Origin of the sequence: Tardiphaga sp. (assembly GCF_028290495.1) — a bacterium.
In the GTDB taxonomy this organism is placed as follows: Bacteria; Pseudomonadota; Alphaproteobacteria; order Rhizobiales; family Xanthobacteraceae; genus Tardiphaga.
In genome coordinates this window covers 1-12,624 of the sequence record NZ_JAQGJT010000004.1, presented here as the reverse complement: position 1 = coordinate 12,624, position 12,624 = coordinate 1, and the positions used below count along the sequence as shown (strand labels likewise).

At 63.1% G+C, this 12,624-nt stretch carries 19 protein-coding genes; 10 read left to right on the top strand and 9 right to left on the bottom strand.

Features of this window, described 5'->3' with window-relative positions:
* Positions 1-66 precede the first annotated feature (66 nt).
* Positions 67-1,473, bottom strand: coding sequence for a carotenoid oxygenase family protein (locus tag JWQ24_RS00205; protein WP_299802945.1), 1,407 nt, complete (start codon positions 1,471-1,473; stop codon positions 67-69).
* Between the two features lie 112 nt (positions 1,474-1,585).
* Between JWQ24_RS00205 and JWQ24_RS00200 the strand changes: the two genes are divergently transcribed.
* Positions 1,586-2,317, top strand: a complete 732-nt coding sequence (locus tag JWQ24_RS00200) for a TetR/AcrR family transcriptional regulator (protein ID WP_299802943.1) — start codon at positions 1,586-1,588, stop codon at positions 2,315-2,317.
* A 24-nt stretch (positions 2,318-2,341) separates the two neighbouring features.
* Here the strand turns inward: JWQ24_RS00200 and JWQ24_RS00195 are convergent, their stop codons facing one another.
* Positions 2,342-2,974 (bottom strand): hypothetical protein, encoded by a 633-nt coding sequence (locus JWQ24_RS00195; protein ID WP_299802941.1) that lies wholly within the window; start codon positions 2,972-2,974, stop codon positions 2,342-2,344.
* Between the two features lie 141 nt (positions 2,975-3,115).
* Between JWQ24_RS00195 and JWQ24_RS00190 the strand changes: the two genes are divergently transcribed.
* Both JWQ24_RS00190 and JWQ24_RS00185 read left to right on the top strand, forming a co-directional pair.
* A complete protein-coding gene (locus tag JWQ24_RS00190) occupies positions 3,116-3,790 on the top strand; it encodes an SET domain-containing protein (protein ID WP_299802939.1) in 675 nt (224 codons plus the stop codon).
* 58 nt (positions 3,791-3,848) lie between these two features.
* Entirely contained in the window at positions 3,849-4,514 is a 666-nt protein-coding gene (locus JWQ24_RS00185) for a DsbA family oxidoreductase (protein ID WP_299802937.1), read from the top strand.
* 7 nt (positions 4,515-4,521) lie between these two features.
* Here JWQ24_RS00185 and JWQ24_RS00180 read toward each other — a convergent pair whose 3' ends face one another.
* Positions 4,522-5,670: a GNAT family N-acetyltransferase gene (locus JWQ24_RS00180; RefSeq protein ID WP_299802992.1), complete on the bottom strand. Its 1,149-nt coding sequence runs from the start codon at positions 5,668-5,670 to the stop codon at positions 4,522-4,524.
* A gap of 221 nt (positions 5,671-5,891) precedes the next feature.
* On the opposite strand from JWQ24_RS00180, the gene JWQ24_RS00175 reads away from it, so the two are divergent.
* Positions 5,892-6,140, top strand: coding sequence for a hypothetical protein (locus JWQ24_RS00175; protein WP_299802995.1), 249 nt, complete (start codon positions 5,892-5,894; stop codon positions 6,138-6,140).
* Positions 6,141-6,286: 146 nt separating this feature from the next.
* Positions 6,287-7,801, top strand: coding sequence for a caspase family protein (locus JWQ24_RS00170; RefSeq protein WP_299802935.1), 1,515 nt, complete (start codon positions 6,287-6,289; stop codon positions 7,799-7,801).
* Between the two features lie 13 nt (positions 7,802-7,814).
* On the opposite strand, the gene JWQ24_RS00165 is transcribed toward JWQ24_RS00170, so the two are convergent.
* The gene (locus tag JWQ24_RS00165) at positions 7,815-8,060 is read right to left on the bottom strand and encodes a PilZ domain-containing protein (RefSeq protein ID WP_299802933.1); all 246 of its coding nucleotides are present in this window, start codon (positions 8,058-8,060) and stop codon (positions 7,815-7,817) included.
* A gap of 230 nt (positions 8,061-8,290) precedes the next feature.
* Here JWQ24_RS00165 and JWQ24_RS00160 point away from each other — a divergent pair, with 230 nt between their 5' ends.
* Together JWQ24_RS00160 and JWQ24_RS00155 are read left to right on the top strand one after the other, a co-directional pair.
* Positions 8,291-8,422, top strand: coding sequence for a peptidylprolyl isomerase (locus JWQ24_RS00160; protein WP_299802931.1), 132 nt, complete (start codon positions 8,291-8,293; stop codon positions 8,420-8,422).
* A gap of 147 nt (positions 8,423-8,569) precedes the next feature.
* Positions 8,570-8,845, top strand: coding sequence for a hypothetical protein (locus JWQ24_RS00155; protein WP_299802991.1), 276 nt, complete (start codon positions 8,570-8,572; stop codon positions 8,843-8,845).
* On the opposite strand, the gene JWQ24_RS00150 is transcribed toward JWQ24_RS00155, so the two are convergent.
* The 3 genes from JWQ24_RS00150 to JWQ24_RS00140 all read right to left on the bottom strand — a co-directional run bounded on the left by JWQ24_RS00150 (position 8,842) and on the right by JWQ24_RS00140 (position 9,912).
* Complete coding sequence (locus tag JWQ24_RS00150) at positions 8,842-9,219, bottom strand: hypothetical protein (protein WP_299802929.1); 378 nt, start codon at positions 9,217-9,219, stop codon at positions 8,842-8,844. The genes JWQ24_RS00155 and JWQ24_RS00150 overlap by 4 nt on opposite strands.
* A 68-nt stretch (positions 9,220-9,287) precedes the next feature.
* Positions 9,288-9,500 carry a hypothetical protein gene (locus JWQ24_RS00145; protein WP_299802927.1) on the bottom strand — a complete coding sequence of 71 codons (213 nt, stop codon included), beginning with the start codon at positions 9,498-9,500 and terminating at the stop codon, positions 9,288-9,290.
* A gap of 256 nt (positions 9,501-9,756) precedes the next feature.
* Positions 9,757-9,912: a hypothetical protein gene (locus tag JWQ24_RS00140; protein ID WP_299802925.1), complete on the bottom strand. Its 156-nt coding sequence runs from the start codon at positions 9,910-9,912 to the stop codon at positions 9,757-9,759.
* A gap of 3 nt (positions 9,913-9,915) precedes the next feature.
* Here JWQ24_RS00140 and JWQ24_RS00135 point away from each other — a divergent pair, with 3 nt between their 5' ends.
* Positions 9,916-10,107 (top strand): hypothetical protein, encoded by a 192-nt coding sequence (locus JWQ24_RS00135; RefSeq protein ID WP_299802923.1) that lies wholly within the window; start codon positions 9,916-9,918, stop codon positions 10,105-10,107.
* Positions 10,108-10,200: 93 nt separating this feature from the next.
* On the opposite strand, the gene JWQ24_RS00130 is transcribed toward JWQ24_RS00135, so the two are convergent.
* Entirely contained in the window at positions 10,201-10,371 is a 171-nt protein-coding gene (locus JWQ24_RS00130; protein ID WP_299802921.1) for a hypothetical protein, read from the bottom strand.
* Positions 10,372-10,633: 262 nt separating this feature from the next.
* Between JWQ24_RS00130 and JWQ24_RS00125 the strand changes: the two genes are divergently transcribed.
* The gene (locus JWQ24_RS00125) at positions 10,634-10,912 is read left to right on the top strand and encodes a hypothetical protein (RefSeq protein WP_299802919.1); all 279 of its coding nucleotides are present in this window, start codon (positions 10,634-10,636) and stop codon (positions 10,910-10,912) included.
* Between the two features lie 94 nt (positions 10,913-11,006).
* Here the strand turns inward: JWQ24_RS00125 and JWQ24_RS00120 are convergent, their stop codons facing one another.
* Positions 11,007-11,237 (bottom strand): hypothetical protein, encoded by a 231-nt coding sequence (locus JWQ24_RS00120; RefSeq protein WP_299802917.1) that lies wholly within the window; start codon positions 11,235-11,237, stop codon positions 11,007-11,009.
* A 216-nt stretch (positions 11,238-11,453) separates the two neighbouring features.
* Between JWQ24_RS00120 and JWQ24_RS00115 the strand changes: the two genes are divergently transcribed.
* Positions 11,454-12,589 (top strand): IS3 family transposase gene (locus JWQ24_RS00115; RefSeq protein ID WP_299802915.1). Its coding sequence is split into 2 segments (ribosomal slippage): positions 11,454-11,706 and positions 11,706-12,589, totalling 1,137 coding nucleotides; the frame shifts between segments, so codons are not numbered across the junction.
* The last annotated feature ends 35 nt before the right edge of the window (positions 12,590-12,624 follow it).

The following is a 12,624-nucleotide window of genomic DNA, read 5'->3' as shown; positions in this document are numbered from 1 at the left end:
GGTAGCGCGAGGCGTGTGGTTTCGTCAAGCGCAATCTTTACACCGTCAACATTAGTCTCGGCTCGGTTAGTCCAGACCAACCCAGTTGCCGTGGAAGCCATCGGGGATGCGGTGCGCGAGGTGCACCAGTGCCGCCGGGCCGGATGCGATGTCAGCGGCGTTGAAAACCGCAAGGTCGCTGCGGTTCTGCTTTGCCCGCCACACCACCGCCAGCAGCCAGCCATCGCCTTCAGCTGCGTCAGCGCCGCGTTCCACAAACACCGGCTCGGAAATGGTATCACCGGTCGGCAGCAGATATTGCCCGAGCTTTTTGCCCCGGCCATCGACATGCACAATGCCGGACAGCGCCCCAAACATCGGCAGGCCCGGATTAGCGCAGGCATACCAGCCGTGATTGCTTGTGATGCCGCCGCGGCGCTCATCAATGCGCGGAAACTCGCCGGTGATATCATCGAGATAACTGCGGGTGAAGGCGTCGGTATTGCCCGCGAGATCAAACGTCCAGCGGCAGAGCCGGGCGCGGGATTTTTCCGGACTGGTCGGCGAGCCATCGGGATGCGTGAACAGCGGCGCTTCTTCAAACTGCATCACATCGGCGATGATGCGGTCGCCTTCTTCCCACGCATTCATGACGTGGAACACGTAGCAGGCCTCGCCGCGAAACCATCTGATATCAGCGGCTGAGCCACCACGCTTCATCACACCGACATAGGAGCCCTTGTCCGGCTCCCAGGCATAGGGCGGGCGGCCCTTCATGGCGCGGTCCATACTCCCGGTAATCGGGAGGATCGGGAATAGCAGATGATTTTCCGTGACGATGAAGTCGTGCACCATGCTGGCATAGGGCGCATCGAACCGCTCAAACTTCGTCACCACGCCGGCCGCATTGACACTGCCGAACGAGATCGTCGGCGTGAAAGGGCCGGATGCATTGTAGCCGAAGAAATTCATCTCGCCGGTAACGGGATCAATCTTCGGATGCGCGGTGAACGGGCCTTTGATGCGGTCATCATAGTTGACATGGCCGAGCGTTTTCAGCGTATCGCGCGCGATCTCGGTGGGCAGATGACCTTCTTCCAGCGCCAGCAGGCGACCGGCGTGAAACACGATATTGGTGTTGGCAACGCCGCTGTCATACACGGGCGTGTCCGGTGCGCCCGGAAGCCTGCGTCCGCCAAAGCCGCTGAAGATGGCGCGGCCAGCGTCGTGCTCGGCCTGCCATTTCGCGGTGCGGACCCAGCGGTTGCGATAGCTGGCGCGGCCGTTTTCCAGATGGAAAGCGTGCAGCATGCCGTCGCCGACGAACCAGTGCGCGCCGGGCACGTCGAACTGCGGATTGGGGCCGTTGCGATACAGCGTGCCGTTCAACTCGCGCGGCAGTTCGCCGGTGATCGCAAGGAACGGCGCGTCGCACTCCATCGGAATCGGACCAAGATTGTTCTTTGCGGGCTCAACAGCTGACATCAGCGACATCGGGTCTCTCCCTGTGGCATCATCTTTACGTTGGAAAGATGAGTGAGCCATGGCGCGCAGCTTCCGTCAAGCGAATCTTTACAGTGTAAATATGCGCTGTTATTGTCGGGGCATGAACACCTCCCGGAAAACCGCATCTGCGAAGGCAACGGCCGCAAAGGCCGCGCCGCGCAAGCCCGCGCCATCGCGAACCGCGCCAGTAAAAGCCAAAAGCCCGGCGCGGAAGGCTGCGACGCCCGCGCCCTATCATCACGGCGACCTGCCGGGGGCACTCCTCAAGGCAGCGGAAAGTCTGCTGGAGAGCGCGGGATTGCCCGGCCTGACATTGCGGGCGGTAGCGCGCGAGGCGGGGGTGTCCCATGCGGCGCCGACGCATCATTTCGGCGATCTTACCGGGCTTTTGAGCGAGCTGGCCGCTGTCGGGTTTCAGCGCTTCCATGCCCATGCGGAGGCAGCGCAAATGGATGCGGCGACGCCGGCGCAGGCGGCGCTTGCGCGTGCCGGGGCCTATCTGTCATTCGCGCGGACATGGCCGGGGATGTTCACCCTGATGTTCCGTGCCGATCGTCTCGATATGACGCGGCCATCCCTGCGGGACGCCGCCGATGCGGCGTTTGGCGGGTTGGCAGCGTCGGTTGGGGCGCAAGGCATCGGTGCTGCCGCGACAGCGCCGATGACGCTGGCACAGGCCGCGCAGATCGCCCGGGCGTGGTCGGTGGTTCACGGATTTTCGATGCTGCTGCTTGACGGGCGATTATGCGACATGCTGCGGCGCTTGCCTGCGGGCACCACGCCGGAAATGCTGTTCGTGGAGATGCTGGCTTCGCCCAACCATAAGCCCTGACGCGGGTGCATTCGTGGGCGTAAATTATTTGGGCAGCACCAGCGCCGTCGCGCGCCCGGGATTGCCGGCAATGCTGATCTTGTCGCGGTCGCAAGTAAACGCTTGCGCGCCCTCGTCGGCGGCCTGACGCGCCAGCGCATTGGCGTCCGGGTTCGCCGTCACGTCGATATAGGCGGTATGGCAGACGGCACCAGGCGGCAGCCGCGTCACCACCAGCAATTGTTTGGTCCTGGGCCGGCCGTCCTTGCCGGGATCGTCGTTGTCGGCGATGTGCCAGCGCTGGATCATCGCGAACGGCTTGCCGTCGGCGGCCATGCGCCATTCCGCAGTGTCGGTGGTCGAGTTGAATGGGCCGAAGCCCTGCGCGGCGGCTGGCTGCTGCGCGGCCGCCTTTGCGTTGCGACCGATCGACACCGTCTCGCGCAGGTCGTTCTCGTTTTTCAGCACCGTCAGGCCGGCTGGGCCGCGGCAGGCGTACTCCAGGGCATAGTCACTGTCGTCGATCCGGAGGCTGGAGAGCTTGCGGCAATCCTTGCTGGCGGTGGTGCTATAGGTGCTGGTGACGCCGCCGGCGTGGGACTGAGACGACAGCGCGACGATGGCGGCGCCGCACAGCCATGACAGGACAGACCGGGTGGGGAAGCGCAAGCGTGGCATCGGGCGGCGTCCTGTATCGGGAAGATACCCTTGGGACACGCACAAGCTGGGGAAGGTTCACCCCTGCGGCTGACATTGCCGGTGGAATCGCTTTACAAAGCTCATTCCGTATCGTTGTCCCTTAGCGTCAGTGCCCTCATCATGCCCGTTCTGTCCAGCAAGTCCTACCGCGTTGGCCGCTCCAGCACCGGCCTCGGCCTGTTCGCCACCCAGCCCATCAAGAAGGGCACCAAGATCATCCGCTACTTCGGTCCGCTGCTGGATTCCAAGAACAAGAAGCACGACGCGATCGAGAACAAGTATCTGTTCCAGCTGAATGACCGCTGGACGATCGATGGTTCGGTGCGCAAGAACGTGGCGCGCTACATCAACCATTCCTGCAAGCCGAATGCGGAATCCGACGTCAATCCGCGCAAGAAGCGCGTCATCATCCGCTCGGTCAGGAAGATCGAGGCGGGCGACGAGATCAAGTACGATTACGGCACCGAGTACTTCAAGGCCTACCTGAAGCCGATCGGCTGCAAGTGTGAGTCCTGCGAGAAGAAGCGCGCGAAGAAGAAGGCTGAAGCCCGCGCCGAGAAGGCCGCGCTGAAGGCCAAGGTCGAACGTAAGGCCGAGCGCAAGGCGGAAAAGGCGAAGCTCCTGAAGAACGGCAAGGCCGTCAAGGTTTCTGCCAAGGTTTCTGCCAAGGCTCCCAAGAAGGCGGCGCCGAAGAAGGCCGCGGCCAGGAAGTTAGCCAAAAAGCCCACCGGGAAGACTGCGAAGAAGACCCCTGCCAAGAAGAAGGCCGGCGCGAAGGCGCGCGTGGCCCGCTAGGTATCTTGCCGGGGCGCTGTGGGCGGCCTATCTGTGGCTTCTTGCAAGGGAGCCTGCCATGAGTGCCGTCAAGCCGCTTCAGATCGACATCGTCTCCGACGTAGTGTGTCCGTGGTGCTATATCGGCAAGAAGCGCATCGAGGATGCGCTGGCGCTGGCGCCAGAAATCCCCGTCGAGGTGCACTGGCGGCCGTTCTTCCTCAATCCCTGGATTCCGCGCGAGGGCATCTCCCGCGATAGCTACCTGGAGACCAAGTTCGGCTCGGTCGAGGCCTACAAGGGCATCGCGCAGCGCGTCGTCGCCGCGGCCGGCGAGGAGGGGCTGAGCTACCGGCCGGAAACGGTGAAGCGGCAGCCCAACACGATTGATTGTCACCGTTTGATCCTGTGGGCGGATGCGTCCGGCAAGTCTGCCGCGGTCAAGCAGCGCTTGATGGAATTGTACTTTCGCGATGGCGGCGATCTGACATTGAGCGAGACGCTGGTGCAGGCCGCCGCCGATGTCGGCCTCGATGCCGAGGATATCCGCCGCCGGCTGGCGACCGACGAGGACGTCGAACGGATATCGGCGGATGCCAAAGAGGCATCCGACAAGGGCATCTCCGGTGTGCCGACCTATGTGTTCGCCGGCAAATACGCGGTCTCCGGTGCACAGCCTGCCGATCAGCTGGCGCGCGCAATCCGGCAGGTCTCGGCCGAAGTGAACGCGGTCGCGGCCGAATAGCGGCCGTCTACCCGCGCAGCTTCTGCGCCACCCGCCGCAAGCCGTCGATGGCTGACTGTCGCAGCCTGAGCACGGCGTGAATCATGGCAACGGCAGGATGGCCTGATCGGAGCGGGATCAGCACATCGCTGATCGTCAGTCGCCCGCGCCAGATCGGGTCGATCATCGGGTGGCCGGGGGCGGCGGTGGAATCGGCGCTCCTGATGCCGGGATCGGCGCAGAGGTGGCGGGTCAGATCGAGGGTGAGCTGTACGCCCGGCGAGAATTTCGCGAAGCGCTCGTCGATGCCGATCTTGAAATAAAACGCGCGGTCGAGATGCCGCAGCACGATTCCCGCGGCGATCGGCGTCCTGCCCGCGTGCAGCGTGATGATCTCACACTGCGCGGCTTCGGCCAGCCCGGGGACGGCGCGGCGGATGAAGGCGGCGTCGCCGGTGTCCTGCGACAGAGCCGTGCCGCGCTTGCCCTTCCAGCCACCGGCTTCCAGCACCAGGAAGATCTCCAGCGCGGCGGCGACCTCGGCCGGGCTGCGCGCCACGGTGAAAACCACGTCGCCGTGCTCGGCGAGCCGGTGGCGCTGGCGGCGCAACTCCTTCAGCTTTTTGGCGCCGAGCCCGTCGTGCAGCACTTCGTCGGCGTCGCGCGTCGCATCGAGACTGGCACGCCGGCGGGGTTGCAGAAGGCAGGGCGCAAGGCCACGGGAGGCGAGCACCGCGGTGAGGGTGGCCATCGCCGCGCCGTCCAGCGCCATGTCGCGCAGCAACAACGTGTGGGCGCCGGCGCGGCGGGCCTGGTCGAGCAGCGCGGTCAAGGCTTCGGGCGCGTCGTTGCGTTCGAGTAGCGGCGTGGTCAAGGTGCCGTAGGGCGAGGCGCTGACCAGAAACGGCAGCGGCAGCCGAAAAGCACGCCAGCCGGAAATCACCGGCAGCAGGCCGATCAGCCTCGGCGAGGGGGACGCGGACCAGGCGGCTAGCGCCGACACGCCGGTGCGGCCGGTGGCGCTGGCGTTCACCGCCAGTTCCCAGTCCGGCAGGTAGTAACCGTTAGGCTCGATGGCGCGGGTGGCCAGCCTCCGCCATGCATCGGCGGCAATCGTCGTCAGTAGCGGCAACGCATCGCGCCGTTCGCCGTCGGCGCGGCTGGCGCCGCGCCCGATTGATGCCGTTGCTGTCTCCTCAACCACGTTCCGGATCCTCGTGTTGCCGGGCAGGCTAGAGCAAATTGCCTGACAGCCGGTTGTCGTCTGCGAACAGTTTGATCGAAACGGGTAACCATTCCTTTACCATGCACCTGTCGGCGTTCGTCGCGATGCGGCCATGATTGGGGCTAGGAAAAAGCCCGAACGCCGGGCTATCAAGGCGGCGGGAGGACAAAGCGATGTTGAAATGGACAATCAGACTGGCGGCGGTGACGGCGGTGGCCGCGGCGATCCTGGCTATGCCGGCGTCGGCGCAGATGGGCAACAAGCGCGGCGGTGGCGGCGAGGCGCCGAAGGGCCCGGAGAAACCGAAGGTCGATGAGAAGGCCTACAAGGCCGCGATGGAACGGATCCCCGAGCCCAAGGAAAAATACGATCCGTGGGGCGGCGTGGCACCAGCACCGGCAGCTCCCGCGAAAAAGAAATAGCGATCCTCCGTGCCGGGCGTTGAACCCGGCGCGTGCCGGGCGCTACCGATACGGTAGCGGCAGGCCGTCGCATTGCCGGTGAAAGATCGTTCTGATCCGATCGCTGTGGCCGCACAGCCTGGCAATGGCGTTGGAAGGATCGTTCGATGGCCCGTTTCGTGCTCCCTCCGGCACTGGTTGCCGCAGCCCTCCTGCTCAGCGCGCCCGCCGTTGCGGAAAACCGTATCGCGCTGGTGATCGGCCAGTCCGCCTATCGTGCGGTGACGCCGCTGCCCAATCCGGTCAATGATGCGAAGGCGATGGCGCAGATGCTCGGCGATGCCGGCTTCGAGGTGCAGTCGGCCTCCGATCTCTCGCAGAATGAGTTGCGCGCGCGGATCGGCGAATTCGCCGCTTCTGTCGCGGCGAAGGGGCCGGACACGGTGTCGCTGGTGTTCTACGCCGGCCACGGGCTGCAGGTCGACGGCAAGAACTATCTGATACCGGTCGACGTCGATCCGAAGCGCGAGGCCGATATTCCGCTACAGGCGGTGCGGCTCAACGATATCATCAACACGCTGACCTCGGTGCCATCGCGCACACGCATCATCCTGCTCGATGCCTGCCGCAACAATCCGTTCCCCGGTATCAACAAGTCCATCGGCCGCGGCTTGGCCCAAGTCGATGTCAGGCTGGGCACCGCCGGCACGCTGCTGTCGTTTTCCACGTCGCCCGGCGCGGAAGCGGAGGACGGTAACGGCGCCAACAGCCCCTATACCGCGGCGCTGCTGAAGGCCGGCCGCGAAGCGAACCTGCCGATCGAGGATGCGCTCAAGCGCGTGCGGCTGTCGGTCAATCTCGCCACCGAAGGTCGACAGACGCCGTGGGAAAGCTCATCGCTGGTCAGTGATTTCCGCTTCTTCGGCGCAAGCGTGGCGGCACCAAGTGTAGCTGACGCCACGCCAGCCGATAGCAAGCCGGTTGGTGCCTCTGTCGCCGATCCCAAGCTCGCTGACGCGATGGCCGCAGCGCCGCTCCCGGTCACCAAGCGCACCGTCGAGGAATGGCGCCGCGAATTGCAGGGCAAGCCGGTGCGAGAGGCCAACGAGATGATTGTGTTGGACGGCTCGGTCGAAGCCTATGAGGCCTTTGTTGTGCTCTATGCGCAGCCGCCGCTTGGCCCGCTGGCCCGCGAATGGCTCGACCGGCACTACCGCATGGTGGCGTGGAACAATGCCGTCATCACCAACACCGCGGCGTCGTACCGCGAATTTCTGGCCAACTATCCCGACAGCGACCTGACGGCGACGGCAATGAAGCTCGAAGACCGCACCCGTAACCGGCTGACGCCGGTCGCGGCGGTGACGTTGCAGCCGACGAAGGTCGCACTGCTGGCGCCGAGCTGTCCGTGCGGCGCGCCCGGCGTGGCGCCGATCAAGGCCGATCTGCCGAAGGTCGAGCCGAAGAAAAAGAAGAAGGCCGATCCGGACCGGCGCGCCGATCGCAGCCCGGCGCAGCGGATGCGCGAGATTGACGACGAGGTGGTCGTGATCCGCCGCGGGCCGGTTTACGACGTGCCGGTGCCGGGCATCTCGATCGGCGGATACGGCTATGGCGGATATGGCGGCGGTGGTTATGGTCGCGGAGGCTTCGGCGGCGGCAACGGCGGTCGTGGACGATAGCAGGGCGGCATCGTCACTCGAAGGCGATGCCGAGCTGGCGGTCCTTGAACCACACCGAACGGCTACGGCGTACGAACTGGTCGGCTTCGATCAACAGCAGGAACGTCTGCGGAAGCCCGACCGGGCTTTCGACATCTACGCGCGCGCCGGTGATCGAGATATTGCGCACCGTGCAATCGACGCTGCTGCCGCCGAAGGCGATCATGCCGCGTTTCAGCACGCGTTGCCGGGGAGCTGTTCGTTTGTCGATCTCGGTCATCACTTCACCCACACCGTAAGTTGACCAAGACTAGCAGCTCCGGCTTGCCGTCCGCTGAAACCGACCCCCGGGATTTCCTGCTATCGATTCAGCATCGGTTGACGACACGGCGTGAGGATACCCCCGGAGGTATCATTTGGACGCACATGTTACCGCCGCATCTTCCGGCGTCCGGGTAACTTGAAAACAAATTTCCGATGTCGCTATGATACCTCGTGACGGAGGCGGACATGGCGCGACGTTTGACGATGCTCTGCGGTGTGATGGCGATCGGCCTGCTGCTCAGCGGCTGCACCAAGTGCGGCCCGATCTGGGATGACTGGATGGCGCCGTCGAAAGCCTGCAAGTCGGATCATTTCTAAGTCGGATCATTTCTGAACGAGCTGCGCGCTTCAAGATGCTCCGTGTCCCGGGATTGCTGTGCGGCTTGGGGCGCTGCGCGGCTTGGCGTGCCGGCGCAGGCGGTGGTATAAGGCCGCTGAAATCGCAGGAGCCTCCGCATGAATACAATGAAGATCCTTTGCGCCGCGACGTTGCTCGCCGCGCTAGCCGGACCGTTTGCCGCACCGGCTTTCGCGCAGGCGCCGAACATCAACCTGATCCCGGAATTGAAGAGCAAGTCGCCCGAAGAGCGCGAGTTGGACGCGATTAACGAAAAGGCCTATCGCGAGTCGCTGCGCAAGATCCCCGACGCCAAGGTCAGCGATCCCTGGGGCAACGTGCGCAACGACGCGCCGAAGCCCGCACCCGCCAAGCGCACCAAGACCGGCAACGGCACGAACTAGGTCTGAGGCGCGCCCGCGTCGCCGGATGGCATCGGCCCATAGCGGCGCGGAAATTGCTCCGGCCAGGGCAGTTGGGTCTGCCCGGACAGCGTATCCAGCAAAAGTTGCGCAGCGTCGGCCGCCGACGCGCCTTCCGCCAGCCCGAGCCGCTGCGACCAGCCTGCAGGGATGCTGCCGGCCATGCCGTGCAGCGCCATCGCCGGACCCCACCACCAGCCGGGCGCCGGCGAGCGTTGATCCTCGGGTACGGCCATCCAGCGCTGGTATTCGTCGATCACGCGGTCGAGCTGCGATTGGGCGGCAGGATGCATCGGCGGGCTCTCATCGATCAGCGGCAGGTGATGCAGGCTGACAACAAATGCCGCGATGCGCAATCGCCGCGCGATTGCCGCAAGGGGGGATGGCGCGCTGTGGCAACCGCCCGCCGGCGAGGCGAACGGGCCTAGCTGACCCAGGCGGTCAGCGGGACTTCGAGGAGATGGTCTTCCGCCTCGTTGGCGACGACGATTGCGCAGCCGGCCAGCAGACCGTTCTGCGCCAGTTCGGAAGCCAGCATCCTGGCGTGCAGGATAGCCTTGTCGGCGTCGGCGAACGTCTCGCCGGACTCGTCCTGCAACAGGGTCTTGGCGACAAAATGAAAATAGAACCGGGGCATGAGCGACGCTGCCTGTGGACCTGCTGACCGCTATATCAACTGAAGGTTACTGCTTCTTGAAGGTGCTACTGTAACGATAGGGGCGAACCGGTGCCTCGCCAATCGGAAACTGCAGTAATTTACCGTCTCATCCCCCGCAAAACGTGTTTGGCGGCTTGGTGTGTTCTGCCGCGATGGCCGGGACGGCGTCCGGTAAAATGACTGGCGCGGAGCGCAAGGCGGGATTTCAAATCCCGCACTTCAGGGTCCGCCTATCTCAAAAAAACATCCATTTGCGCCGCTTTGCCACAATTCCCGTATCGACGCGCAGGCCAAGTTGGTTTAGCGGTAATTCTTTCCTTTTGGCAACCTCAGGTTCCAAAAGATAGCGGTGATATGGCGTTGGTTGCCCGTGCCCCTGTTTTATTTTCATTTCGTGGCCGCCGATGCCACGCTCCTGGACGAAGACGGCATCCGTTTCGCCGACAGCAACGCGGCGATGGCGCATGCCCGGGATTTGATGACCGAGCTGGTGCGCAGCCCGCAGACGCAGGATGGCGCCATTGTCGTCGAGAACGAGGACGACGGTGAATTGTTCGAAGTGCCGCGGTCCAACCTTTTGAGCTGAGCGGGACCCGGACGTACGACCGGCGCCTCTGATCGGCGATACCTGGTGAGCATTGTATGAAAGGGGCGCCCCACGGAGGCGGCCTCACATTCGTCAGCCGAAATTGCGTGCCGCCGTGATGAGCAGGGCTGCCACGATGCCGAAGGCAACCGCGATGCTCACCCCTTTCAGGGGGCTTCGCGGCGTAACGATAACGATGAAGGCCGTGGCGCATATGGCCAAGCCAGCCAGCGTAGCGGCAATTTGCGCAAGGGTTGAGGTCATCGCTGTGCCCCTTGAGTTGATGAAGCCATCATAATCCAGACCAGGCAGGGTGAAATCATCCTGGGCGACCGCGGCTAAAAACAGCCAATACCGATTGTTGGTACTGGCCGAATTAGGTCACTCCATATTTCAAATGAGGCCACTCCCGACGCAGACTGACGTTCCCCACGTCAGGCGGTTTCAGAAATATGTCGGCCAGCGGACGGAACGGACCATAACGCAATCTATTGCTCCAGCACGAAACAACCAAATGGAGCTTTTCATGAAGAAGATTATTCTGGCTGCAGCTTTCGCCTCGCTCGTTTCCAGTGCCGCTTTCGCACAGACCACCGGCCCGGTCGGTCAGCAGGACACCAACAAGCCCGGCATGGCCAACCCATCGACCGAAATGAACAAGGGCACCACCACCGGCGGCATGAACAACGGCACCACGACCGGCATGACGAAGAATGGTATGGCCAAGGACGGCATGAAGAAAGACGGTATGGCCAAAGATGGCATGGCGAAAGACGGAATGAACAAGGGCGGCATGGCCAAGTAACCCACCCCCCCCTTTTTCATTTGAAGAAAAAGCCGCGCTGGAAACAGCGCGGTTTTTTCGTTGAAGAGAATTCTTGCAAGCCAATTTTCCGCCGCTAGTCGGCCACCGGGCAGACGATTGCGGGGGTGGTCCGTAACGTTTCCCTGACGTGCCGGGTATCGTGGATGTTGCCGTGGATGACTTCAAAATTACCGACGATGACGACGACGATCAGGCCAACAGTGAATTGGCGGAAGCTCTCATCCGGCTCTGCCCGCATCTCTCGCCCGAAATGGAGCGACAGATCGATATAGTTGTATCTGGCAGCACCAAGTCGACTGTGCATTGAACCTTAAGCCCCGGCTCGCGTCACCACGCCCGGTGAGCTGCACCCGGTTCCGAAGACACCAAGTTAGGTGTTTTGGACTGCCCCTGTTTCGGTAGACAAGCCTAGCCTATCCTTGGACTGCCCCTGTTTCGGTAGACAAGCCTAGCCTATCCTTGGACTGCCCCTGTTTCGGTAGACAAGCCTAGCCTATCCTTGGAGCATAGGAGGCAGCTTGTGAGTACACAGAGATTTACCCCGGAATTTAAAGAAGAAGCGGTCAAGCAGGTCGTCGACCGCGGCTACAGCGTGCCGGAAGTGGCAGCCCGCCTGGGCGTTTCGGCGCATAGTCTGTACAAATGGGTCAAGGCCGTTTCTCCCGACAAGTCCGAGCAGCACTCGAAGGAGCTGCTCGAAGCCAAAAGCGAGATTCTGCGCCTGCGCGCGCAGGTTCGGCGGGTGGAAGAGGAGCGTGATCTGCTAAAAAAAGCCGCGCGGTACTTTGCCAGGGACCCCGAGTGAAGTACCGCTTCATGATCGAGCATCGGCATGAATACGCCGTGACGCTGATGTGCCGGGTGCTGCGTGTTGCACGTGCGGGCTTCTACGCGTGGCTGCGCGAGTCCGTGTGTGATCACGCGCGGGAAGACGCGCGATTGCTCATTCTGATCCGTGCATCATACCTGGCGAGCCGCGGGGTCTACGGCGCGCGGCGTGTGTTTGGCGACTTGCGAGAGGCTGGCGAAAGCTGTGGCCTGCATCGTGTCGAGCGTCTCATGCGCAAACACAAGATCAAGGCCATACGTGGCTATAAGGCCCCACGCGCGATTGCAGGTCGTCCATCGATCATTGCGCCTAATCATCTGCAACGCGCGTTCACCGTTGAAGTGCCCAACACCGTCTGGGTGACCGACATCACCTATATCCGAACATGGCAGGGCTGGCTGTACCTGGCAGTCGTAGTTGACCTGTTTGCCCGCAGAGTCGTGGGCTGGTCGATGAGCGCCAGTCTCTCGCGAGAACTTGCACTCGACGCGTTACTTATGGCTGTGTGGCGAAGAAAACCTGACAGGCGGGTGGTCGTACACTCGGACCAGGGCAGTCAATACGGCAGCGATGACTTCCGCCGCTTCTGCCAGGCCCACAACCTCGAGCCCAGTATGAGCCGGCGCGGCAATTGCTGGGATAACGCTGTGGCGGAGTCATTCTTCAGCAGTTTGAAAAAGGAACGCATCCGCAAACGCATCTACAAAACCCGGGATCTGGCCCGAGCCGATGTCTTCGATTACATAGAGGTGTTCTATAACCGAACCCGCCGCCACAGCCATCTGGGCGGCGTCAGTCCCGAGGCGTTCGAGAGCGCCGCAACGTGAGGCTGGGATTTGTCCACGAGACCGGCAGCAGTCCA